This is a genomic window from Nocardioides gansuensis (genome assembly GCF_003076135.1).
Taxonomy (GTDB): Bacteria; Actinomycetota; Actinomycetes; order Propionibacteriales; family Nocardioidaceae; genus Nocardioides; species Nocardioides gansuensis.
Genome location: NZ_QDGZ01000006.1, coordinates 1 through 23719, shown reverse-complemented (window position 1 = coordinate 23719; position 23719 = coordinate 1). Strand labels below are relative to the sequence as shown.

The following is a 23719-nucleotide window of genomic DNA, read 5'->3' as shown; positions in this document are numbered from 1 at the left end:
GGAACGTCGATCTCCTCAGATACGGAACTGCCAGGGGTCGGTGCACAGCGTGCTGACGCGAGTGCTCACCGTATCGCCCAGGGCCTCGGACAGCCGCGCCGCGACCACCGGCAGCCAGGTCCACTCGGCCGCCCAGTGCGCCACGTCGACGAGCGCCGGTCCGCCGTGCTCGAGGAACTCCCCCGCACGGTGGTGCCGCAGGTCGCTGGTGACGTAGGCGTCGACGTCGCTGCCCACCAGGTCGTCGAGGAGGAAGTCGCCCGCGCCGCCGCAGACCGCCACGCGGCGTACCTCCCGGTCGGGATCGCCCCCCACCCGCACGCCGTGCGCGGTGGCGGGCAGCGCGGCGGCCACCGACTCGGCGAAGTGCTGCAAGGTGGTCGGCTCCACCGACCCGACCCGGCCCGTGCCGGTCGAGGACGTGCCGGGGTCGGCCAGCTCGATGACGTCGAAGGCGGGCTCCTCGTAGGGGTGCGCCGCGAGCATCGCGCGGACGACGGCAGTACGCCGCGAGCGCGGGGCCACGGTCTCCACGCGCGTCTCCGGGACCACCTCGAGGCTGCCGACGCTGCCGAGGGCGGGACCTGCACCCTCCAGCGGCCGGAACCGGCCCTCGCCGCTCGTGGAGAACGAGCACGAGTCGTAGTCGCCGATCGCCCCGGCGCCGGCGGCGGCCATCGCTGAGCGCACCGCCTCGGCGTGCTCGTGCGGGACGAAGGTGACGACCTTGTCGAGCCGCGGCCCGGGAGCCGGGTGGATCGGCGCCAGGTCGGTGAGACCGAGCGCGAGCGCCAGCGACTCCGAGACCCCGCCGGCCGCCTGGTCGGCGTTGGTGTGCGCGGCCAGCAGCGCGCAGCCCCCGGCCAGCAGGGTGTGCAGCGTGCGGCCCTTCGGGGTCGTCGCCGGCACCCCGTGCACGGCCTTGAGGAACAGCGGGTGATGCACCAGCAGCAGGTCGGCGCCCCAGTCGACCGCCTCCCGGGCGACGTCGGCCGTCGGGTCCACCGCGAGCATCACCTTGCGGACCTCGGAGGCGGGGTCGCCGGCGACGAGGCCGACGGCGTCCCACGAGTCGGCCGTGGCGGGTGGGTACCAGCCGTGGAGGAGGTCGACGACGTCGGCGAGTGCGGGCATGGACCAGAGCGTAGAGGGGCGCACGGCACCGGCCGCAGGGGCTAGGACGCCTCCAGGGCGCTCAGGCGGGCTGCCTCCGCGCGGCCGGCCAGGTCGGCGACCATCGCGGTCGCACCGGCGTCTGCCAGCCCGCCTGCGGCGTCGACGTGGGCGAGCGCCACGAGGCAGTCGCGATGCACGCCCAGCAGCTGCTGCACCTGCTGGTGGCGGCGCCGCTTCTTCTTCCAGCCGACCACCTCCGCGGCATACCTCGCGCGCTTGGCGGCCTTGCGCGCCCGGTGCAGCCGCTCGACCTCCGTGCCGGCCTTGCGGAGGCGGCGGCGGGCCTGCTTGCAGGCCTTGGTGACGTGGCGGGAGACGTCCCGGTCGTCGGCGGGCACGCCACCGGCGTACGCCGCGGCCTCGGACACCAGCCGGATGCATTCCGGCGACCGGAGCCCGGCCTGCACCAGCACGCGTCGGACCGCCAGGTCTCCCCCGACCTCCTCGAGGAGGGTGTCGCGCACCTGTCCGGCGGGCGCGCCCGCGAGCACCTCGAGCAGCACCTCGCGGTCACGCACCACGCCGAGCGCGGCTCCCCAGGCGCGGAGCCGCGCGTCGAGCTCGTCGGCCGGGGGCAGCTCGGCCCCGAACGTGCGCAGCGTGCTGCGGAAGCGGCGTACGGCCACCCGCAGGTCGTGCACCGAGGACTCCGCACCCGTGAGCAGGGCGGCGTGCTGCGCCGCGATCTCCTGGGCCTGTGCGCCCAGGTAGGCCGCGACGGCCGCCCTGTCAGCCGACCTGCCGCTCACGACCCTCCCAGTAGGGCTGGCGGAGCATGAACTTCTGCAGCTTGCCGGTCGCCGTGCGGGCCAGCTCGTCGCGGAACTCCACCGACGTGGGCGCCTTGTAGCCCGCGGCCCGCTCCTTGCACCAGGCGATCAGCTCGGCCTCGGTGGCGGAGGCCCCGTCGGCCAGCACCACCAGCGCCTTGATCGTCTCGCCCCACTTCTCGTCCGGCACGCCGATCACCGCGACCTCCGCGACCGCGGGGTGGGAGAACAGCACGTCCTCGACCTCGATGGACGAGACGTTCTCACCGCCGGTGATGATCACGTCCTTCTTGCGGTCGCTGATCGTGAGGTAGCCGTCGTCGCCGAGCACTCCACCGTCGCCGGTGTGGAACCAGCCGCCCTCGAGCGCCCTCGCCGACTCCTCGGGCTGCTCCCAGTAGCCCTCGAGCACCACATTGGACCGGGCGAGCACCTCGCCCTCCTTGTCCACGTCGAGGCGTACGCCGAGGGCCGGGGCGCCCGCGCGGACGAGCCGCGACGCCCGCTCCTCGGCCGGCAGGTCGTCCCACTCCGAGCGCGTCCGGTTGATGGTGAGCAGGGGCGAGGTCTCGGTGAGGCCGTAGATCTGGATGAACTCCCAGCCGAGCTCCTCCTGCACCCGCACGATGGTGCGGGTCGGCGGCGGCGCGCCGGCGCAGATGATCCGCACGCGGTCGCGCCCCGGGATCTCCCCCTCCCAGGTGGCTGCCGCGTCGAGCACGGACGCGACGACGGCCGGCGCCGCGCACAGGAACGTGACGCCGTGCTGCTCGACCCGGCGCAGGATCTCGGCGCCGTCGACCTTGCGGAGCACGACCTGCGGGACGCCCAGCCCGGTGGTGGCGAACGGCATGCCCCACCCGTTGGCGTGGAACATCGGCAGCGTGTGGAGGTAGACATCGCGGTCGCTGACCCCGGCGTGCATGGCGAAGGTGACGGCGTTGACCCAGATGTTGCGGTGGGTGATCTGCACGCCCTTGGGGCGCGCGGTCGTGCCGGAGGTGTAATTGATGCAGGCGGTCGCGGCCTCGTCCGGCTCCCACGGCCGCGGCTCCACGCCCTCGGGGGCGAACAGGTCGTCGTCGTCGCCCAATACGAACCGGTGCTCGGCGGTGACCGAGGCCAGTGCCTCGTCGAGCTCGGGGTCGACGTAGACCACCCGCGCCCCGGAGTGCTGGACGATGTAGGAGACCTCGTCCGGCCGGAGCCGGAAGTTCACGGGCACCAGGACCCTCCCCGAGCCGCAGACCCCGAAGAACGACGTGAGCAGCCGGGCGCTGTTCTGGGAGACCACGGCGACCCGGTCGCCCACCTCGAGGCCGAGCTCGTCGAGCTTCGCGGCCTGCCGGCGGGCGAGCGTCGCCAGCTCGGCGTACGTCACGTCGCCCAGGGACGGCGCCGGCTGGACCGGTTCGTCGACCACGCCGACACGCTCGCCGTAGACGGTGCGCGCCCGGTCCAGGAAGTCGTTGACGGAGAAGGGGACGAACATGGGGCTCCCTTGCGCTCGGGTGTGGTCACGATCACTGTGGCACGCGGGACGGCCCGCTGCCGAGAGGTTCGTCGCCCGGCGGCCGGACTCGTGCGACGAGTGGGCGCACCCCGTCCCGCTGATGAGAGCCTTCTCATCGTCGTCTCACCACGGCCCCACCTGCGCCGTCCAGACTCGCGCCATGAGCTCGCTGGTGAAGGTGCTGGTGGTTCTCGCCCTGGTGCTGCCGATGATGGCGTACGTCGTGGGCTCGCTCGTCGCGTCCGGCGCCGGCGAGCCCTCCGACCGCGACCCCGTGATCATCCGCGACGCCCCGGCCAGCGAGCCGGCGCCGCGAGGGGCCCGCCCCCGCGCGCCGGATGACGACGGGCGGGAGACGGACGACAATGAGGTCCGTGTGGTGACACCCAGGCCGAGCCAGGTCGGGAGCGACGAGGGCGAGCGCCAGCCGGAGGAGGACGATGACGACTCCACGACGGGCGACGGCTCCGCGGACGACGACGGACGGGACGACGGCTCCCACACCGACGAAGGCTCCGACGACGGCGCCGACGACGGGGGCGGGGAGGACGACGAAGGGGAAGACTGAGCGCCGTCGCGGCAGGCTGGCCCAGGTGTCGGTCCGCACCCGCATCGCGGTCGTCATCGCGCTGCTGACCGCGCTCTCCATGACCGGCGCCGGCCTGCTGGTCTACACCCTGGAGTCCGCCCGCATCGAGCGCGCCGTCAACGACCAGATCGACCAGGAGATCGCCGAGTTCCGCGCGCTCCGCGTCGACCCCCGCACGGGTGATCCCTTCGACAACGTGGGCCGGGTGCTGCGGGTCTTCCTGACCCGCAACGTCCCGGACGACGACGAGATGCTCGTCGGCTACGTGAGCGGCACGCAGCCGATCATCACCCGCAACAGGTACGGCGAGGAGGTCCTCGACGACCCGGCGTACGTCCGGGCCGTGGAGGAGACCGCGGCGGACGGCGGCACGACGAGGATCCACTCGGACCAGTTCGGCGAGGTGTGGGTGACGGCGGTGCCCATCTCCAACAACCAGGGGCGCGGAGCCCTGGTGATCGTCAACTTCCTCGAGGACGAGCACGCCGAGCTCAACCGCACGCTGCGCACCTACACGCTCGTCGCCCTGCTCTCGCTCGGCTTGATCACCACGATCGCGGCGTTCCAGTCCGGCCGGCTGCTGGCGCCGCTGCGCACGCTCGAGGAGACGGCGCGCGACATCACCGCCACCGACCTCTCGCGCCGCATCCCCGAGCGCGGCAACGACGACATCACGGCGCTGACCCGCACGATCAACGGGATGCTCGAGCGGCTCGACTCCGGCTTCGCCGCGCAGCGCCAGTTCCTCGACGACGCGGGCCACGAGCTGCGCACGCCGCTGACCGTGCTGCGGGGCCACCTGGAGCTCCTGGACGCCGACGACCCGGCCGAGCTCGACCGCACCCGCGAGCTGCTGCTCGACGAGGTGGACCGGATGGCGCGCCTGGTGGGCGACCTGATCCTGCTGGCCAAGAGCCGGCGTCCCGACTTCCTCAACGTCGCCCCCGTAGAGCTCGAGGACCTGACCCACATGCTGCTCGCGAAGGCGCGGGGGCTGGGCGAGCGTGACTGGCGGCTCGACGCCGCGGCCGCCGGCCAGGTGCCGATGGACGAGCAGCGGATCACCCAGGCGGTGCTCCAGCTCGCCGACAACGCCGTCAAGCACACCCGCGACGGCGACACGATCGCGCTCGGCTCCGAGCTGCGCGGCGGACGCGTGCACCTCTGGGTGCGCGACACCGGCCCGGGCGTGCCGGCGGCCGACCACCAGCTCATCTTCGAGCGGTTCGGCCGCAGCGTCGTGGCTCCGGACGACGAGGGCTTCGGGCTGGGCCTGTCGATCGTGCAGGCGATCGTGACGGCCCACGGCGGCGCCGTACACGTCGAGGACGCCACCCCGCGCGGAGCGTGCTTCGTGATCACCCTGGACCCCGAGGAGGCAGCATGGCCCAGATCCTGATCGTGGAGGACGAGCAGCGGATCGCCTCGTTCGTCGCCAAGGGCCTGCGCGCCGAGGGCCACCACCCCACCGTGGTCGGCTCTGGGCTGGCGGGCCTGGACGAGGCGCTGTCCGGCCGCTTCGACCTGATGGTCCTCGACATCGGGCTCCCCGACATCGACGGCTTCGAGGTGCTCGACCAGCTGCGCTCCCAGGGCAGCCGGATGCCGGTGATCGTGCTGACGGCCCGCGACTCGGTCACCGACACGGTCACCGCGCTCGACGGCGGCGCCGACGACTACATGCCCAAGCCGTTCCGCTTCGCCGAGCTGGTCGCCCGGGTGCGGGTGCGGCTGCGGCAGGCCGACGGCGCCGACGCCGGGTCCCACGAGGACCTGCTCGTGGCCGGCGCCGTGACCCTCGACCGGCGCACCCGGCGGGTCACGGTCAGTGGGCGCGAACTGGACCTGTCGGCGCGGGAGTTCACGCTCGCCGAGATCTTCATGCTCAACGCGGGGCAGGTGCTCACCCGCGAGCAGCTGCTCGACCACGTCTGGGGCTACGACTTCGACCCGGGATCCAACGTCGTCGACGTCTACGTCGGCTACCTGCGCCGGAAGGTCGGCACCGACGCCATCGAGACGGTCCGCGGCGTCGGCTACCGCTTCCGGGCCTGACTCAGCCGCGCACCTTGAAGCCCGCCAGCGACCCGCGGGGCTGGCTCGCCAGCACCGGCGCGAGCGTGTCGGCGACCTCGTGCGGCAGCGGCCGGGCATCGGGGTCGGGGTCGAGGCAGGCCTCGACCACCTTCGCGACCTCGGGCGCCACGCCCGCGGGCAGCCGCCGCGGCCGGCCGGCCACCTGCGGGAAGCGGTCCGCCAGGTCCGCGGCGTCGGGGTCGCCGTCGGCGAACGGCCGGCTGCCCGACACCGCGTGGTGCAGCGTGGCCCCCAGCCCCCAGACGTCACTGGCGTACGACGGGACGCGGGCGCCCGGGTCGCACTGCTCCGGCGCCATGTAGGCGTCCGTGCCGATCAGGTGCGTGAGCGTCCGCGCCTCCTCCTCCGGCCGGGCGACCGAGAGGTCGATCAGCCGTGCGGGGGCGCCCATGATCACGTTGCTGGGCTTGATGTCGAGGTGCACCCACCCGACCCGCCGCAGGTAGTGCAGCGCCGCAGCGACGTCGATCGCCAGGGGCAGGTACTGCTGCGGCTGCAGGGGGCCGTACCTCCGGATCAGCGTGGAGAGCCGCGGGCCGTCGACCTGCTCGAGCACCACGTGCGGGCGGTCACCGTCGAGGTCGTGGCGCAGGGCCCGCACCACGACCGGGTGGTTCACCTCGGCCAGGGCCGCCACCTCCCGGCGCAGTCCGCGCCGGGAGGAGGCGTCGTCGACCTGCGACGGCCGGAGGACCTTGACGACCACCGGCGACCAGGTGACCTCGTCGAAGGCGAGCCACGCCTCGTAGGCGTGGCCGCCCCCGAGCAGACGCACCGCGGTCAGCTCGGGTGCCAGCGCGTCCCCCTCGCGCAGGCCCCAGCTGTCCTCGTGCCGCGCCATCGTCAGCCGCGGGTGTCGTTGCGGCTGCGGTCGTTGGTCCTGTTGGCCGACCAGTCCCGCTTCTTGCCGTTGCCCTCGCGGGTCCAGTCGCGCGTCTTGTCCGAGCGGCTGATGTCGCGGTCGCGGCTCACCCCGGTGAAGTTGCTCCGGGTGCCGTCGTGGGTGCTGGCGCTGGCACCGGTGTCGGTGTCGTCGCCGCCACCGTCGTCGGTGTTGGTGTCGTCATCGTCGTCGTCGGCCACGAGCACCAGCTCGACCACGTCCTCGTCGCGCTTGGCCAGCTCGTCGGCCTGCACGCTGGGGGCCTGCAGGCCGAGGAGCCCGACGGTGGTGAGGCCCGCGACTCCCAGCAGGGCGGTGGGGATCAGCTTCTTCATGGTGTTCCTCTCGTCAGAGCCCGGCACCGGGGCTGGGCCAGCTGCCCAGCCACGCCGGCCCGGTTTCTTTCGGCTGTGGACGAGCACCACCGTGCCGGGGTGCGGTGAGGTGGCCATGAGCCACCGATGAGAGCCCTCTCATCGGTGCCGGAGACCGACGAGGACCCGGACCGACGAGGACCCGGGGAAGGCATGGTGCGTCGGGACGGTTTCGAACCGCCGACCGCTCGGGTGTAAACCGAGTGCTCTACCGCTGAGCTACCGACGCGCGTGCCCGCGCTGCGCGTGGCGAGCGGGCCGGCCCAGCCTACGCGAGCGGCTCCGCACCGGCGGAACCGCCGCCCCGGGGCAAAATTAATGTCGAGCCGCTGGCGTCTCGGGTCACCAGCGGCTCGACACGTTGAACTTTACGTGTCCGGTTCAAGTCCTGTCATTGAAATCTTGAAAAAATCGCAGGAACTTTTTCTGCTGGCCCGCCCCGGGCCGCCTCCCGACGCTCTCAGACGGCCGCGCGGAGCTGGGCCAGGAGCTCGTCCAGGTCCCGGCCCTCCGGGCTGGGGTTGTGCACCGACCAGCGCACCAGCCCCTGCCGGTCGACGACATACGTCGAACGGCGCGGCTTGCCCTTGGTCTCGTCGAAGACGCCGTACGCCGACGTCACCGCGCCGTGCGGCCAGAAGTCCGAGAGCAGCGGGAAGTTGAGTCCCTCTGCATCGGCGAAGGCGCGCAGCGAGTAGGTCGGGTCGCACGAGATGGCCAGCACCTCGGTGTCGAACGTCATGAACTCGTCGAGGCGAGCGCGGATGGTGGCCATCTCCCCCGTGCAGACGCCCGAGAAGGCCGCGGGGTAGAAGACCAGCGCGACGGCCTTGCTGCCCCGGTAGGACGACAGCGTGATGTCCTGGCCGAACTGGTCGCGCAGGGTGAAGTCAGGCGCCGGGCCGCCGATCTCGAGCTCGGTCATGCCGTGCCCACGTCCTGGCTGCCGGCCCACTCGGTGAGCTCGCGCTTGAGGATCTTTCCGGTGGCGTTGCGCGGCAGCTCGTCGACGAAGACGATCTCACGCGGCACCTTGTAGCGGGCCAGTTTGGCCTTCACGTGCTCCTTGAGCTCGTCCTCGGTGACCTGGGCCGAGGTGGCGACGAACGCCCGGAGCCGCTTGCCGAAGTCGGGGTCGTCGACGCCCACCGCGGCCGCCTCGAGCACCGCGTCGTGGCCGACGAGGCAATCCTCGACCTCCTTGGGGAAGACGTTCTCCCCTCCGGAGACGATCATCTCGTCGTCGCGGCCCTCGATGTGCAGGCGGCCGTGCTCGTCGAAGCGCCCGACGTCGCCGCTGGACATCAGGCCGTCGATCATCTCCTTGCCGCCGCCACCGGTGTAGCCCTCGAAGAGCAGGCTGTTGCCGACGAAGATCCTCCCGCTCTGCCCGTCCGGCACCGGCCGGCCGGCCTCGTCATAGATGCGTACGACGGTGCCGTGGGGCGGCTTGCCCGCCGCGCCCGGCGCCGCGCGCAGGTCCGACGGCATGGCGATCGAGGCGTAGGCGACCTCCGTCGAGCCGTAGATGTTGTAGAGGTTGTCGCCGAAGCGGTCCATCCAGGTCAGCGCGAGCTCACCCGGCAGGGCGGAGCCCGACGCCGCGACGACCTCGAGCGAGGACAGGGTGTAGCGGTCGAGCACCTCGGGGTCGAGCGCCAGGATCCGCTGGAGCATCACCGGGATCACGACCATCGACTGGCAGCCGTGGCTCTCGACGACCTGGAGGGCGCCCTCGGGCTCGAACTTGCGGCGCAGCACCACGGTGGAGCCGAGGAGCATCGAGAGCGCGAGGTGAGCGAAGCCCCAGGTGTGGAAGAGCGGCGCAGCGATGTGCGTGCGCCAGCCGTACTTCAGCGGCATCCGCGAGAGCAGCGCGACGGCGGCGTCGATGCCGGCCTCGTTGCGCGGGGCGCCCTTCGGTGTGCCGGTCGTCCCCGAGGTGAGGATCACGAGGCGCGAGTGCCGCGACGGCGGCGTGACGTCGCGGTCGTCGTGCGAGGCGATGAGCGACTCGAGGGTGGTGCCCTCCCCCGACTCCGACCAGCCGATCACGCGGCGCTCCACGTGGGCGCCGGCGAGCAGGCCGGTGAACTCCTCGTCGTGGATGACGACGGTCGGGTCCTCGCGCGCCAGCACGTCGACCAGCTGCGGGCCGGCGAACGCGGTGTTGAGGTAGAGGATGTCGGCGCCCAGCTTGGCGACCGCGACGGTGGCGTCCACGAACCCGCGGTGGTTGCGGCACATCACCGCGACCGAGTCGCCCTCCCGGACGCCCAGGCCCGCCAGCCCGCGCGCGAGCGCGTTACTGCGCTGGTGCAGCTGCCCGAACGTGAGCTCGCCGAGCTCGTCGATCAGGCCGACCCGACCGGGCTCGCGGAGGGCCAGCGAGATGAAGCCACCGGCCGGGCCCGTGCCCCAGTTGCGAAGCACCCCGACGAGGCCGGCGAGCGTGCCCGGGCCGTAGGGCCGGATGACGCCGGAGGAGGCGAGGACGCGCAGCGAGGTGGCAGCGTCGGCCGCACGGCCACGGAGCTTGTTCAAGTCGTCAGTCCTGAGTCTGGATCCGCCGTGCGGAGGTCAGGCGGGAGTCTTGGGCGCGACCAGCCGGGTCGCCATCCAGTCCTTTGACACCGAGGCGGTGGTGGTCTGGGACAGGCCCGCGATCGGCGCAGCCTCGGCGATGTCGGCGGGGTCCACGCTGTTGGCTCGTCCCACCTTGGGGGTCAGCAACCAGATCGACCCGCCCCCCACGAGGTCGGTGAGCGCGTCCACGAGGCCGTCGACGAGGTCACCGTCCTCGCTGCGCCACCAGAGCAGGACGGCGTCCACGACGTTGCCGTAGTCACCGTCGACCATGTCCGCGTCGATGGCGTCCTCGATCGCGACCCGTAGCTCGTCGTCGGTGTCGGAGTCCCAGCCGAGCTCCTGGATCACCATCCCGGGCTTCAAGCCAAGCCGCTCTGCCGGTCCTGCTGTCGGGGCGGCTCCGCCACCCACCGTCGAGCTCAACGCCACGCCTCCGTCGTTCGAAGATCTCCGCAATCTGCGGACTTGCCGGCCCGCGCGTCACGCGGGAAGTGAACGTAGTCCACCGGAGTTGACGCGGGGGCGCAACCCTGTCCCGGTCCGCGGGCCCCGTGTCGCGCACTGTCCGCGCAGGGATCACGTACTCATCGGTAGATTTCGTCCGCTGTCGGAAGGTGACACGATGCCCCTGTGAGTGACGTGTCCCACCCTGACCAGTCCCGCCCCGCGATGCACTCCGGCGCCACCCCGTCGGTCATCCACGAGGGCCTCCCCACCCAGCTTCCCGACATCGACCCCGACGAGACCCTCGAGTGGCTCGACTCGTTCGACGCGCTGCTGGACGACCGCGGGCGCGAGCGGGCCCGCTACGTGATGCTGCGCCTGCTCGAGCGCGCTCGCGAGAAGCAAGTGGGGGTGCCGGCGTTGCGCAGCACCGACTACATCAACACCATCCCGTCCGAGCGGGAGCCGTGGTTCCCCGGCGACGAGGAGGTCGAGCGCCGCATCCGCGCCTTCATCCGCTGGAACGCCGCGGTGATGGTGTCGAGCGCCAACCGCAAGGGCCTCGAGGTCGGTGGCCACATCGCCACCTACCAGTCGAGCGCCAGCCTCTACGAGGTCGGCTTCAACCACTTCTTCCGCGGCAAGGAGGCCCCCGGCGGCGGTGACCAGGTCTTCATCCAGGGCCACGCCTCCCCCGGCATCTACGCCCGTGCGTTCCTCGAGGGCCGTCTGAACGAGGAGCTGCTCTACCGGTTCCGCCAGGAGGTCCAGCACGGCAAGGGCGCCGGCCTCTCGTCCTATCCGCACCCCCGCCTGATGCCCGACTTCTGGGAGTTCCCCACCGTCTCGATGGGCCTCACCGGCATCAACTCGATCTACCAGGCCCGCTTCAACCGCTACCTGGCCAACCGCGGCATCAAGGACACCTCCGACCAGCGCGTGTGGGCGTTCCTCGGCGACGGCGAAATGGCCGAGCCCGAGTCGCTCGGCGCCATCCGCGTCGCCGCGCGCGAGGAGCTGGACAACCTCACCTGGGTGATCAACTGCAACCTGCAGCAGCTCGACGGCCCGGTCACGGGCAACGGCAAGATCATCCAGGAGCTCGAGGCCAACTTCCGCGGCGCCGGCTGGAACGTCATCAAGGTCGTCTGGGGCCGCGAGTGGGACGCCCTGCTCGCCCGCGACGTCGACGGCGTCCTGGTCAACCGGATGAACAGCACCCCGGACGGCCAGTTCCAGACCTACTCCACCGAGACCGGTGGCTACATCCGCGACCACTTCTTCGGCGACGATCCCCGTCTGCGCGCGATGGTCGAGCACATGTCCGATGACCAGATCGAGAAGCTGCCGCGCGGTGGCCACGACTACCGCAAGGTCTACGCCGCGTTCGACGCCGCCACCAAGCACGTCGGCCAGCCGACGGTGATCCTGGCCAAGACCATCAAGGGCTGGACGATCGACGCCCTCGAGGGCAAGAACGCCACCCACCAGATGAAGAAGCTGACGATGGCGGACCTCAAGCGGTTCCGCGACCGGCTCTACCTCCCGATCAGCGACCGCGATCTCGAGGAGTCCTACGAGAAGACCGGCGGCGCGCCGTTCTTCCACCCCGGCGCCGAGGCCCCGGAGACGCAGTACATGCTCGAGCGCCGCAACGCGCTCGGCGGCTCGCTCCCCCGCCGCGTCGTCCGGGCCCAGCCGCTGAAGCTGCCCGGCGACGAGGTCTACGCCGACCTGCGCAAGGGCGGCGGCAAGAACAAGATCGCCACCACGATGGCCGTCGTCCGGCTGCTCCGGGACTGGATGAAGGACCCGGAGATCGGCGACCGGATCGTGCCGATCGCGCCCGACGAGTACCGGACGTTCGGCATGGACTCGATGTTCCCGAGCGCCAAGGTCTACAACCCGGGCGGCCAGCAGTACGAGTCGGTCGACCGCAAACTGCTGCTCGCCTACAAGGAGTCCGCGCAGGGCCAGATGCTGCACGAGGGCATCTCCGAGGCCGGGGCCATGGCCTCCGCGACGGCCGCGGGATCGGCGTACTCCACCCACGGCGAGCACATGATCCCGTTCTACATCTTCTACTCGATGTTCGGCTTCCAGCGGACCGCCGACTCGATCTGGGCGATGGCCGACCAGCTCGCACGCGGCTTCCTGATCGGTGCCACCGCCGGCCGCACGACGCTGACCGGTGAGGGTCTCCAGCACGCCGACGGACACTCGCCGCTCATCGCCTCGACCAACCCGGCGATCGTCCACTACGACCCCGCCTTCGCCTACGAGGTCAGCCACATCATGAAGGCCGGCCTGGAGCGGATGTACGGCCCGGAGGCGGAGGACGTCATCTACTACGTCACCGTCTACAACGAGCCGGTCGACCAGCCCGCGCAGCCCGAGAACGCCGACGTCGAGGGCATCCTGCGCGGCATCCATCGGGTGGGCGTGGCGCAGGGCGAGGGCCCGCGCGTCCAGCTGATGGCCTCGGGCGTCGGCATGCCGTGGGCGGCGGAGGCCGCGCGCCTGCTCGCCGAGGAGTGGGGCGTGCAGGCCGACACCTGGTCGGTCACCTCGTGGAACGAGCTCGCCCGCGACGCCGTCGCGGCGGAGGAGTGGAACCTGCTCCATCCGACCGAGGCCAAGCGCACCGCCTACGTCGCCGACAAGCTCGCGGGCGTCGAGGGCCCGGTGGTCGCCGTCTCCGACTACATGTGCGCCGTACCTCTCCAGATCGCCCGCTGGGTGCCCGCCGACTACCGCGTGCTCGGCACCGACGGGTTCGGCTTCGCCGACACCCGCCCCGCCGCCCGACGCTACTTCCACGTCGACGCCCAGTGCGTGGTCGTCCAGGCGCTGCAGGCGCTGGCCGACGCGGGCCAGGTGCCGGTGGCGAAGGTGGCCGAGGCCGCGGCGAGGTACCGGATCGACGACCCGACCGCAGTCCGTGGCGTGATGCAGGAGGGCGGCGACGCCTGACGCCGACCCGGCGTCAGGCCAGGGCGCGCACCGGCTCCACCGGAGCCTCGCCGCCCTCGGCCTGGCGCACGGGCGTCAGGCTCCCGCGCTGGAGCAGCTGGCGCATCCGCGCGCGGCTGTACTTCGACGGCTGGGTGGTGCGCACGAAGTCGTGCACCACCTCGACGAACCGCTCGGGGTGGTCCTTGTGCGGGAAGTGGCCGGCAAGCTCGAAGACGTACGTCGCCGCCCGGGGCGCGAGGACAGCGACGCTCTCGAGCTGGTGGACCGGGAGCACCTGGTCGTCGCGGCCCCACACCACGGCCACCGGCACCGTCTCGGTGAGGTAGGCGCGGTCGGACATCGTGACGATCTGGCCCTTCCAGTCGATGGCAGCGCGGACGAGGTGGCGGATGGCGAAGCGGGTGCGCGGGTCCTTCCACGACTCGAGGATGTCGGCGATCTCGTCGAGGTCGCGCGTGTGGGCGGTCTCGACCGTGGAGAGCACGCGCAGCGCAGTCGTGCTCGCGTGGCGCAGCCCGGGCTGCGTGAGCAGCCGCATGACGGGCTCCCAGCCCGGCGCCTGGATCAGCTTGATCAGCATCGTGACCTCGGGCCCGAGGCCCCCTGGGGCGACCAGCAGCATCCGCTCGGTGCGCTCGGGGAACTGGTACGCGAACTGCATCGCGATGCCGCCCCCGAAGCTGTGGCCGACCACCGTCACCCGGTCGATGCCCAGCAGCGTGAGGAGGTCGCGCATCCCGTTGGCGTAGCCGCCGAGGGTGTAGTCCGCGCGCGGCTTGTCCGACAGCCCGTGGCCGAGGAGGTCGGGTGCGATCACGGTGTAGTGCTTCGCCAGCCGGTCGATGACCGGGGACCACGTGGTGTGGTCGCACGCGAGGCCGTGGAGCAGCAGGAGCACCGGCCCGCTGCCCTTCCTGACGAAGGCTCGCCGATGCCCGTGGATGGTGACGAACTCGACCTCGGACATGACGCCTCCTCAGATCTGATGTTTCGCGATTCAACCAGATATCGATACCCAGGTCACGAGCGGCCGACCCCTCACGGAGGCGGATGCAGCCAATTCGTTATGGGACCTCCACCCCCGAGTGACCGCCGAGGCACATGTGACTAGCCTCACCGATATGTCCCCCTCCCGTCGTCGCGCGGCGAGCGTCCTCCAGCGCTCGACGGGAGCGCTCAGCACCGCGGCCACGGCGCGGATGGCCAGCGACATGCCCTGGTTCAACGAGCTCAGCGCCCAGCACCGCTCCTGGGTGGGCATGATCGTGCAGGCCGGCATCCGCGGCTTCGTGGAGTGGTACGACCCCGAGGTCGACACGCCTGAGCTCGCGACCATGGTCTTCGGTGCCGCCCCGCGCGAGCTGACCGGCGTGATCACCCTCAAGCAGACCGTGGACCTGATCCGCGTCAGCATCGAGGTCGTGGAGTCCAACATCGACCACCTCCTCGATCCCGCCGACGCTCCCGACGTGCACCAGTCGATCCTGCGCTACGCCCGGGAGGTCGCGTTCGCGACCGCCGAGGTCTACGCCCGCGCGGCCGAGGTCCGCGGCGCGTGGGACGCCCGGCTCGAGGCGCTCGTCGTGGACGCGGTGGTGCGCTCCGAGGCCGACGAGACGGTGCTCTCCCGCGCCAGCGCACTGGGCTGGGGGGCGCGTGGCGACGTCGCGGTGGTGCTGGGCGCGGTCCCCGGGCAGCGCGCCGAGACCGACGTGTTCGAGGAGGTACGCCGCGTGGCGCGGGCCGCCGGCATGGACGCCCTGTGCGCCACGCAGGGCGAGCGGCTGGTGGTCGTGCTGGGCGGCGTGCAGGACGCCCGGAAGGCGGCGCACGTGGTGGCGGGCCTGTTCGGCGAGGGGCCGGTCGTGGTCGGCCCGGTGACCGACGACCTGAGCCGGGCGCACGCCTCGGCCCGGGCGGCCCTGTCGGCCCACCGGGCCGCGGATGGCTGGCCTGAGGCGCCGCGACCGGTGTGCAGCGACGAGCTGCTGCCCGAGCGGGCGCTGGCGGGCGACGGTCACGCACGGCGGCACCTCGTCGATGAGGTCTACCTGCCCCTCCTCGGCGCCCGGGGCACCCTCGTCGAGACCCTGTCGGCCTACATGCAGCACGGCTGCTCGATCGAGGCGACCGCCCGCACGCTCTTCGTGCACCCCAACACCGTGCGCTACCGGCTCCGGCAAGTGGCCGACGTGACCGGGCTGGCCCCGGCGACTCCCCGCGACGGCTTCACGCTCCAGATCGCCCTGGTGCTCGGCCGACAGTCCGGGCGGTCGTAACCTGCTGCACGTCTACCCGTAACCTCGGGCGCGCGCAATTGTAGGATCCCTACAAACTTGGCGGTGCACTTTCGTCGGCGCCGACCCCGTCTGCCAGCGCCGGTCCCGGCAGTCTTGACGTGTGCTCGTCATCGTCGCTCCCGGTCAAGGGGCCCAGTCCCCCGGATTCCTCAGCCCCTGGCTGGAGGACCCCACGTTCGCCAGCCGGTTCGACTGGCTCTCGACCGTCGCGGGCCTCGATCTGGCCCACTACGGCACCGAGGCCGACGCCGAGACGATCCGCGACACGCGGATCGCGCAGCCCCTCCTGGTCGCCACGGGCCTGGTCGCCGCCCTCGAGCTGTTCCCCCACCCGGGCGACGCGTTCCGCCACGTGGGTGCCGTCGCCGGCCACAGCGTGGGCGAGCTGACCGCGGCCGCGGGTGCCCGGGCGATCAGCGCCGAGCAGGCGATGGTGCTGGTCCGCGAGCGCGGCGCCGCGATGGCCGCCGCCGCAGAGGCCACCCCGACCGGCATGACGGCCGTCCTCGGCGGCGACCGCGACGACGTACTCTCCGCGCTCGAGCGCCACGGCCTCACCGCCGCCAACGACAACGGCCCCGGCCAGGTGGTCGCCGCCGGCACGGCCGAGCAGCTCGCAGCCCTTGCGGCAGACCCGCCCGCCAAGGCCCGCCTGGTGCCGCTGAGCGTCGCGGGCGCCTTCCACACCGTCCACATGGAGCCTGCCGTGAGCCATCTGGCCGGCCTGGCGCGCTCGGTGTCGACGCACGACCCGCGCACCCCGGTCATCTCCAACCGCGACGGCCAGGTCGTGCACGACGGCCGCGAGGTCCTGGCCCGGATCGTCGGCCAGATCGCGAGCCCGGTCCGCTGGGACCTGTGCATGGAGACGATGCTCGACCTCGGCGTCACCGGCATCCTCGAGATGCCGCCCGCAGGCACCCTCACCGGCATCGCCAAGCGCGCGATGAAGGGCGTCGAGACGTTCGCCCTCAAGACGCCCGACCAGCTCGAGGCGGCGCGCGAGTTCTGCGCCAAGCACGGTGAGGCCTCGATGATCGAGACCACGCCGACGTGGCGGATGGTCGTCGCCCCCGCCAAGGGCACCTTCCACCTCGACGCGCAGGCTGCGGAGTCCGACGTCCTCGCGGCGGGGGCTACGATCGGCGACGTCGCGAGCCTCCGCGACCGCACCCCGGTCCTGGCGCCCCACGGCGGACAGGTGGTCGAGTGGCTGGTCCACGACGGCGACCTGGTCTCCCCCGGCCAGCCGCTGGTGCGCCTTCACCCCGAGGGGAGCAGCTCATGACCCGCATCGGAGCAGTCACCGGCGGGCCGCACGCCGCCATCCTCGGCCTCGGCGCCTACCGCCCGTCGCGGATCGTGCCCAACGCCGACGTCATCGAGGCCATCAACTCCAGCGACGAGTGGATCCAGCAGCGCTCTGGCATCAAGCAGCGCCGCTGGGCGACGCCCGAGGAGACGGTGCAGATGATGTCCGTCGCCGCCTCCCGGCAGGCGCTCGAGCGGGCCGGGCTGGAGGCCGCCCAGGTCGACTGCGTCCTGGTCGCGACCGTCAGCCACCTGCTCCAGACCCCCGCCGTCGCCACCGCGATCGCCCACGAGCTCGGCACCGACCAGGCCGCGGCGTTCGACATCTCGGCCGCCTGCGCCGGCTTCTGCCACGGCGTCGCGCTGGCCGCGGACATGGTGCGGGCCGGCAGCGCCCGCCATGTTCTGGTGATCGGCGTCGAGCGACTCACCGACATCACCGACCTGGCCGACCGCGGCACGGCCTTCATCTTCGCCGACGGCGCGGGCGCCATGGTGGTCGGACCCAGCGACGAGCCGGGCATCGGTCCGGTCGTGTGGGGCTCGGACGGCGAGCAGTTCGACCTGATCCGCCAGCGCGAGGACTGGCGCGACGTCGTCGGCACCGAGGACTCCCCCGGATCCGGCGTGATGCCGCACCTGGTCATGCAGGGCAACCCGGTCTTCCGGTGGGCCTCCTTCCAGATGGCCAAGGTCGCCCAGCAGGCGCTCGACCGCGCCGGCGTCTCGATCGACGACCTCGACCTCTTCGTCCCCCACCAGGCCAACATGCGCATCATCGACGCGATGGCGCGCTCGATGAAGCTCCCCCCGCACGTCCGCATCGCCCGCGACATCGCCGAGCAGGGCAACACGTCGGCGGCGTCGATCCCGCTCGCGCTGGACCGGATGTACGCCGAGGGCGACGCGCGCAGCGGAGACACCGCCCTGCTCGTCGCGTTCGGAGCCGGGCTCGCCTACGCCGCGCAGGTCGTCACCGTCCCCTGAGCTTCCCTCCCAGCCCAACGCATCACCCACCCCGAAAGGAAGGCCCAGATGGCCACCACCGAAGAGATCCGCGCCGACCTCGCCGAGATCGTCAACGAGGTCGCCGGCGTCGACGCCGATGACGTCGAGATGGACAAGTCGTTCGTCGACGACCTCGACGTCGACTCGCTGTCCATGGTCGAGGTCGTTGTCGCCGCCGAGGAGAAGTTCGGCGTCACCATCCCCGACGACGAGGTGAAGAACCTCAAGACCGTGGGCGACGCCGTCGCCTACATCGAGCGCGCGCAGGGCTGAGCCTCCCGCCCGGTCCGCCCCTCGCTCTCGCAGCCGGCGGACCGGGCGAGTCTCCCCCTCGCCTCCCATCGAACAGCCCTCCAGCGAAACGGATCGAGCATGACAACCCGCGTCCTGATCACCGGCCTCGGCACCACCAACCCCGTCGGCGGCGACGTGCCCACGACGTGGCGAGCCCTTCTCGACGGTCGCTCCGGCGTCCGCCACCTCGACGACGAGTGGGCAGAGCAGATCCCCGTGAAGATCGCCGGCCGCATCGCCGTCGAGCCCGCCGACGTGCTCGACCGCGTGAAGGCCCGCCGCTGGGACCGCTCCACCCAGTTTGCGATGGTCGCCGCCCAGGAGGCCTGGGCCGACGCCGGCCTCGACTCCGCCGAGCTCGACAAGGAGCGCCTCGCCGTCGCCGTCGCCTCCGGCATCGGCGGCGTGACCACCCTGCTCTCCAACTACGACGCCCTCCGCGACAAGGGCTCGCGCCGCGTCTCGCCGCTGGCCGTGCCGATGCTGATGCCCAACGCACCCGCCGCCAACATCAGCCTCGCCTACGGCGCCCGCGCGGCCGTGCACGCCCCCACGTCTGCCTGCGCGTCCGGCAACGAGGCGATCGCCATGGCGATCGACCTGATCCGCCTCGGCCGCGCCGACGTCGTGATCGCCGGCGGCACGGAGGCGGCGATCCACCCGCTGCCGATGGCCGCGTTCGCGCAGATGATGGCACTGTCGAAGAACGAGGCCGACCCCACCACCGTGTCCCGTCCCTGGGACGTCGCCCGCGACGGCTTCGTCCTCGGCGAAGGCGCCGGCATCCTCGTCCTCGAGTCCGAGGAGCACGCCCGCGCGCGCGGCGCCCGGGTCTACGCCGAGGCGCTCGGGGCCGGCATCTCCAACGACGCCCACGACATCGCCCAGCCCGACCCCGAGGGCCGCGGCGGCACCCGCGCCATCAAGGCGGCGCTCGAGGCGGGCAACATCGACCCCCGCGACGTGGTGCACGTCAACGCGCACGCCACCTCCACCCCCCAGGGCGACATCGCCGAGGGCCTGATGCTGCACGCCGTGCTCGGTGACGCCGTCGACCAGTGCGTGGTCACGAGCACCAAGTCGATGACCGGCCACCTGCTCGGCGGCGCGGGCGCCCTCGAGGCGGTGGCCACGGTGCTGGCGATCCGCGAGCACGTGAGCCCCCCGACGATCAACCTCGACGAGAAGGACGCCAAGGTCGACCTCGACATCCCGACCGAGGCCAGGCCGCTGCGCGAGGGCGACATCGTGGCGCTCAACAACTCCTTCGGCTTCGGCGGCGCCAATGTCGCAGTCGCCTTCGGTAGCGCCTCGTGACCCCTGCGGCCACGACGGCGCAGGAAGCGCCGGCCGCAAGCCCCGCCCGCCCGGGCAGGCTCCCGCGCGAGCAGGATCCGCGCAACCCGCTCCACCGGCTCGCCGCCCTCTTCGACGAGGGCACTGTCGAGCTGCTCAGCCCCGACGACGACTCCGGCATGCTCGCGGCCATCGGCCGCGTGCACGGCACCACAGCGGTCGCGTTCTGCAGCGACGCCACGGTGATGGGTGGCGCGATGGGCGATCTCGGCTGCCGCGTGGTCGTCGACGCCTACCACCGGGCGATCACCGACGGCGTGCCGATCATCGGCCTGTGGCACTCCGGTGGTGCCCGGCTCGCCGAGGGCGTGCTCTCCCTGCACGCCGTCGGCCGGATCTTCCAGGTGATGACCCAGGCCTCCGGCGTCATCCCGCAGGTCTCCGTCGTGCTCGGCCCGGCTGCAGGCGGCGCCGCCTACGGCCCAGCCCTCACCGACGTGGTGATCCTCGGGCCCGACGGCCGGATCTTCGTCACCGGCCCCGACGTGGTGCGCTCGGTGACCGGCGAGGACGTCGACATGCTGCGCCTGGGCGGGCCCGAGCCACACGGCCGCCGCTCAGGCGTCGTACACATCCTCACGGAGTCCGAGCGCGAGGCGCTCGACAAGGCGCGCGACGTCGCGTCCCTGCTCGGCGCCCAGGGCAGCCTCGACGAGGACGCGGTCGACGACCGCGACCTGGCGGCGATGCTGCCGGAGTCCAGGAAGCGCGCCTACGACGTGCACCCGCTCGTCGACGCGGTCCTCGACGAGGGCACGATGCGGGAGCTGCACGAGCGCTGGGCCCCCAACATCGTGACGGCGCTGGGTCGCTTCGGCGGCCGCACCGTCGGCGTCGTCGCCAACAACCCGCTCCGCCTGGGCGGCTGCCTCGACTCGCTGTCGGCGGAGAAGGCTTCGCGGTTCGTGCGGATGTGCGACGCGTTCGGCGTGCCACTGATCGTGCTGGTCGACGTCCCGGGCTACCTCCCGGGCGTGGGCCAGGAGTGGGACGGAGTCGTACGCCGTGGCGCCAAGCTGCTGCACGCGTTCGGCGAGTGCGTGGTGCCGCGGGTGACGCTGGTGACCCGCAAGACCTACGGCGGCGCCTACATCGCGATGAACGCGCGCTCCCTCGGCGCGACCCGGGTGCTTGCCTGGCCGGGTGCCGAGGTGGCCGTCATGGGCGCCGTGGCGGCCATCCGGATCCTCCACCGCCGCAAGCTGGCGGAGGTCTCCCCCGAAATCCGGTCCCAGGTCGAGGCCGAGCTGGCTGCCGAGCACGAGCGCATCGCCGGCGGCGTGGACAAGGCCGTCGAGATCGGCGTGGTCGACGAGGTCGTCGAGCCTGCCCGCACCCGCAGCGCGATCGCCGCCGCCTTCCGCCGCGAGATCGACACCTCGGGCGTGCACCGCGGGCGGCACGGCAACATCCCTCTGTGACGCGCCTCGGGGATGTTGGGCCGGCGTAACCCCGCCCAGTGCGTGACGTTGGTCCTCGGAGCAACCGCCCGGGAGGAACCCACATGAAGCGCGCCGCCATCGCCGCCCTGCTCGCCCTCGCGAGCGTGGGAGTGACTTCTCCGGCTCCGGCCCAGGAAGACCTGCCGGAGACCCTGACGTCCGCTCTCCTCGGCAGCTCGCCGTCGTCCGAGGCGCAGGCGGAGCAGCAGGCCGACGCGACCGGGACGACCCACGCGCCCGACCGTCGCCTGCGGCGAGGCTGCCACACCTACTGGCTCAGCTACGCCCTGCAGCTGCCCACCGACGACTGGACCCTCGAGACCTCGGTGATCGATCCGCGCGGCAGGGCGGTGCACGCCCACATGTTCGTGAGCGACGACGACGAGACCACGGGCCGGGGCACCTACAGCCTGTGCAGGTGGGCCACCCGCCCCGGCAGGTTCACGATCACGGGCAAGCTGTCCTGGTACGACGACCCGCTCGAGCCCCACGAGGTCATGCTGCCGATCTCGACGTTCCGGCTCCGCCGCCCCTGAGCCGGACTCAGACCACCTGGTGCAGCCAGCGGACCGGCGCGCCCTCGCCGGCGTGGCGGAAGGTCTCCAGCTCGTCGTCCCACGGCTTGCCGAGCAGCTTGTCGATCTCGTTGAGCAACGTGGTGTCGCCGAGGGCCGCCTTGACGACAGCCGCCTTGAGCCGGTCCTCGGGGATCATGATGTCTCCGTGCAGCCCGGTGACCGCGTGGAAGACGCCGAGCTCGGGCGTGAAGGAGAACCGGGCACCCTCGCTGGACGGGGTGGGCTCCTCGGTGATCTCGAAGCGCAGGTGGTTCCAGCCTCGCAGCGCCGAGGCGACGGCCGCGGCGGAGCCGGCAGCCCCCGTCCACGAGAGCTCGGCGCGGTAGCAGCCGGGCTGGGCGGGCTGCGGGGTCCACTCGAGGCTGACGGCAACGCCCAGCACTCCGGCGACCGCCCACTCGATGTGCGGGCAGAGCGCGGAGGGAGCAGAGTGCACGAAGAGGATCCCGCGTGTCCCGGGTCCGTCCGGGCGGGTTGCAGTGCGTGTGGTCACCGTGACCTCCTTGAAGTACCGGCGCTCCAGCGGCGCCTTCCCCAGCGACCTGGCGACCGGACTTTCAAGGAACAGGGTCGGATGACACGTATGTGGTTTGGTCTCATTGTGACTGATGTGGCGCAGGAATGCCAGTGAGCACTGTGACGGGTGACCGTGTCCTGTCGATCCTCACCCGGCGCACCCGGGGTTGCGCCCGGGTCAGGCCTGTCGGCGCTCGAGAGCGTCGGCTCGCGCCGCCGCGTCGGTGATCTCGTCGCTGTCGATCGCGTGGGTGCGGTGGAACCAGGCCAGCGCGTCGCTCTCCCGGCCGGCAGCCTCGAGGGTGTCGGCGTAGGCGTAGCGCAACCGCACGACCCACGAGGCGCGGCTCTTGGACGTGAGCGGCGCGAGCTCCAGCGTGCGCAGCGCGGCGTCGAGCTGGCCCATGTCCCGGCGCGCACCGGCCTCGACGATGGTCATCTCCGCCTTCGCCTCCGGAGCGAAGTTCACGACGGACGGGCTCTTGGCCAGCTTGATCGCCTGCTCCGGCTGGCCGAGCGCCCGGTGGCAGTCGGCCATGATCGGCAGGTAGTCGGTGGCGCCGTTCATCCGCTTGGCGGCACGCAGCTCCGCAAGCGCCTCGGCATAGTGGCCGGCGGCGTAGGCCGCTTCGCCGGCGGCCTCGCGGACGACGGCCAGCCTGGACGCGCGCGACCGAGCGGCGAGGGCGTGCTGGTAGGCCGCCTCCGGGTCCTCGTCGATGAGCATGCCGGCGGCGGCGAGGTGACGGGCGACCCGGGCCGCGAGCTTCTCGGGCAGCCCCTTGAGATGGGCGGCGATCCCCCGGTCGAGCTCCTTGCCGGTGATCTCCTCGGGGATCGGCGGGCCGTCGTAGCGAGACTGCTCGTCGCTGCGCGGGCCCTGCTTCTCCGCGGGACGCTTCCAGTCGCGCTGGCGCGAAGGTCCACCGCCCTGGCTGCTGCGGCTCCCGGATGCCCCGCGGCCACCCTGCCCGCCACGGCTGGGCTGGCCGCCGCGGCCGCCCTCGGCGCTGCGACCGCGACCAGCTGACGAGGCTCCCCGCGCAGCGGGCCGGCCGGCCCCTCGTGCGGGCCCCTTGCTACGACGCTCCTCGGGCACGGTGGCCGTCCTTCCTTGTCCTGATCACTGTGCAGATGTGCACGCAGATGGCGTGCGTGTCGGGGACCAACCTAGTCCCCGGACGGGGAAATGCAGCAGGGGCCACCTATTCAGATGGCCCCTGCTTGAATGTTTGTCCGGCGGCGTCCTACTCTCCCACAGCCTCGCGGTTGCAGTACCATCGGCGCTGAAAGGCTTAACTTCCGGGTTCGGTATGGGACCGGGTGTTTCCCTTTCGCTATGGCCGCCGTAACTCTGTCAACTTTTCAAACCCCTGGGGTTTGTTGGTTGGGAACTGCCTAGTGGACGCGTCACATGCTCCATGTGGTGATGTGTTTTGTACGGTGTTGGGACAAGCCCTCGGCCTATTAGTACCGGTCGGCTGGGCATTGCTGCTGTACACC

22 protein-coding genes, 1 tRNA gene and 1 rRNA gene are annotated in these 23719 nt (G+C 72.0%); 11 read left to right on the top strand and 13 right to left on the bottom strand.

The features are described 5' to 3' along the window. Positions 1-15: 15 nt before the first annotated feature. Genes DDE18_RS14080 through DDE18_RS14070 form a run of 3 tightly spaced genes read right to left on the bottom strand, consistent with a single transcriptional unit; the run spans position 16 to position 3438 of the window. On the bottom strand, positions 16-1134 hold the full coding sequence (locus DDE18_RS14080) for a Nif3-like dinuclear metal center hexameric protein (RefSeq protein ID WP_116572918.1): 1119 nt from the start codon (positions 1132-1134) through the stop codon (positions 16-18). A gap of 41 nt (positions 1135-1175) precedes the next feature. Further along, a complete protein-coding gene (locus tag DDE18_RS14075) occupies positions 1176-1925 on the bottom strand; it encodes a CHAD domain-containing protein (RefSeq protein ID WP_116572917.1) in 750 nt (249 codons plus the stop codon). Then, on the bottom strand, positions 1906-3438 hold the full coding sequence (locus DDE18_RS14070; RefSeq protein ID WP_116572916.1) for an AMP-binding protein: 1533 nt from the start codon (positions 3436-3438) through the stop codon (positions 1906-1908). The genes DDE18_RS14075 and DDE18_RS14070 overlap by 20 nt, the downstream gene beginning before the upstream one ends. Before the next feature lie 181 nt (positions 3439-3619). Here DDE18_RS14070 and DDE18_RS23685 point away from each other — a divergent pair, with 181 nt between their 5' ends. From DDE18_RS23685 to DDE18_RS14060, 3 genes are read left to right on the top strand one after another with little or no spacing between them, the layout of a single operon-like run. After that, positions 3620-4027: a hypothetical protein gene (locus DDE18_RS23685; RefSeq protein ID WP_245916711.1), complete on the top strand. Its 408-nt coding sequence runs from the start codon at positions 3620-3622 to the stop codon at positions 4025-4027. Positions 4028-4052: 25 nt separating this feature from the next. Then, a complete protein-coding gene (locus tag DDE18_RS14065) occupies positions 4053-5447 on the top strand; it encodes a sensor histidine kinase (protein ID WP_245916709.1) in 1395 nt (464 codons plus the stop codon). Next, entirely contained in the window at positions 5432-6103 is a 672-nt protein-coding gene (locus DDE18_RS14060; RefSeq protein ID WP_116572914.1) for a response regulator transcription factor, read from the top strand. The genes DDE18_RS14065 and DDE18_RS14060 overlap by 16 nt, the downstream gene beginning before the upstream one ends. Position 6104: 1 nt before the next feature. On the opposite strand, the gene DDE18_RS14055 is transcribed toward DDE18_RS14060, so the two are convergent. The 6 genes from DDE18_RS14055 to DDE18_RS14030 form a co-directional block, all read right to left on the bottom strand. Further along, positions 6105-6986 (bottom strand): serine/threonine-protein kinase, encoded by an 882-nt coding sequence (locus DDE18_RS14055; RefSeq protein ID WP_116572913.1) that lies wholly within the window; start codon positions 6984-6986, stop codon positions 6105-6107. Between the two features lie 2 nt (positions 6987-6988). Beyond that, positions 6989-7363 (bottom strand): hypothetical protein, encoded by a 375-nt coding sequence (locus tag DDE18_RS14050; RefSeq protein ID WP_116572912.1) that lies wholly within the window; start codon positions 7361-7363, stop codon positions 6989-6991. 193 nt (positions 7364-7556) lie between these two features. Further along, a tRNA-Val gene (locus DDE18_RS14045) sits at positions 7557-7631 on the bottom strand. Positions 7632-7862: 231 nt separating this feature from the next. Continuing rightward, on the bottom strand, positions 7863-8327 hold the full coding sequence (locus DDE18_RS14040; protein ID WP_116572911.1) for a peroxiredoxin: 465 nt from the start codon (positions 8325-8327) through the stop codon (positions 7863-7865). After that, positions 8324-9946: an AMP-binding protein gene (locus DDE18_RS14035; protein WP_116572910.1), complete on the bottom strand. Its 1623-nt coding sequence runs from the start codon at positions 9944-9946 to the stop codon at positions 8324-8326. The genes DDE18_RS14040 and DDE18_RS14035 overlap by 4 nt, the downstream gene beginning before the upstream one ends. Before the next feature lie 36 nt (positions 9947-9982). Then, a complete protein-coding gene (locus tag DDE18_RS14030) occupies positions 9983-10414 on the bottom strand; it encodes a DUF3052 domain-containing protein (protein ID WP_116573220.1) in 432 nt (143 codons plus the stop codon). Positions 10415-10660: 246 nt separating this feature from the next. Here DDE18_RS14030 and aceE point away from each other — a divergent pair, with 246 nt between their 5' ends. Then, on the top strand, positions 10661-13408 hold the full coding sequence (gene aceE, locus DDE18_RS14025; protein ID WP_116573219.1) for a pyruvate dehydrogenase (acetyl-transferring), homodimeric type: 2748 nt from the start codon (positions 10661-10663) through the stop codon (positions 13406-13408). Between the two features lie 13 nt (positions 13409-13421). Here the strand turns inward: aceE and DDE18_RS14020 are convergent, their stop codons facing one another. Next, the gene (locus DDE18_RS14020) at positions 13422-14378 is read right to left on the bottom strand and encodes an alpha/beta fold hydrolase (RefSeq protein ID WP_116572909.1); all 957 of its coding nucleotides are present in this window, start codon (positions 14376-14378) and stop codon (positions 13422-13424) included. Positions 14379-14532: 154 nt separating this feature from the next. Between DDE18_RS14020 and DDE18_RS14015 the strand changes: the two genes are divergently transcribed. The 7 genes from DDE18_RS14015 (at position 14533) to DDE18_RS13985 (ending at position 21658) form a co-directional block, all read left to right on the top strand. After that, entirely contained in the window at positions 14533-15690 is a 1158-nt protein-coding gene (locus tag DDE18_RS14015; RefSeq protein WP_116572908.1) for a PucR family transcriptional regulator, read from the top strand. A 121-nt stretch (positions 15691-15811) separates the two neighbouring features. Next, a complete protein-coding gene (locus DDE18_RS14010) occupies positions 15812-16999 on the top strand; it encodes an acyltransferase domain-containing protein (protein ID WP_116572907.1) in 1188 nt (395 codons plus the stop codon). After that, a complete protein-coding gene (locus DDE18_RS14005) occupies positions 16996-18009 on the top strand; it encodes a beta-ketoacyl-ACP synthase III (protein WP_116572906.1) in 1014 nt (337 codons plus the stop codon). Before DDE18_RS14010 ends, DDE18_RS14005 begins: the two co-directional genes overlap by 4 nt. Before the next feature lie 48 nt (positions 18010-18057). Beyond that, the gene (locus DDE18_RS14000; RefSeq protein WP_116572905.1) at positions 18058-18303 is read left to right on the top strand and encodes an acyl carrier protein; all 246 of its coding nucleotides are present in this window, start codon (positions 18058-18060) and stop codon (positions 18301-18303) included. Between the two features lie 99 nt (positions 18304-18402). Further along, on the top strand, positions 18403-19641 hold the full coding sequence (fabF, locus tag DDE18_RS13995) for a beta-ketoacyl-ACP synthase II (RefSeq protein ID WP_116572904.1): 1239 nt from the start codon (positions 18403-18405) through the stop codon (positions 19639-19641). After that, positions 19638-21101, top strand: coding sequence for an acyl-CoA carboxylase subunit beta (locus DDE18_RS13990; protein ID WP_116572903.1), 1464 nt, complete (start codon positions 19638-19640; stop codon positions 21099-21101). Before fabF ends, DDE18_RS13990 begins: the two co-directional genes overlap by 4 nt. An 83-nt stretch (positions 21102-21184) precedes the next feature. After that, entirely contained in the window at positions 21185-21658 is a 474-nt protein-coding gene (locus DDE18_RS13985; RefSeq protein ID WP_116572902.1) for a hypothetical protein, read from the top strand. Positions 21659-21665: 7 nt separating this feature from the next. Here the strand turns inward: DDE18_RS13985 and DDE18_RS13980 are convergent, their stop codons facing one another. From DDE18_RS13980 to rrf, 3 genes are all read right to left on the bottom strand, one after another. Then, positions 21666-22193 carry a DUF3145 domain-containing protein gene (locus tag DDE18_RS13980; protein WP_165821158.1) on the bottom strand — a complete coding sequence of 176 codons (528 nt, stop codon included), beginning with the start codon at positions 22191-22193 and terminating at the stop codon, positions 21666-21668. Positions 22194-22394: 201 nt separating this feature from the next. Then, entirely contained in the window at positions 22395-23315 is a 921-nt protein-coding gene (locus DDE18_RS13975; RefSeq protein ID WP_116572901.1) for a tetratricopeptide repeat protein, read from the bottom strand. A 135-nt stretch (positions 23316-23450) separates the two neighbouring features. Beyond that, a 5S ribosomal RNA gene (gene rrf / locus DDE18_RS13970) occupies positions 23451-23567 on the bottom strand. Between the last annotated feature and the right edge of the window lie 152 nt (positions 23568-23719).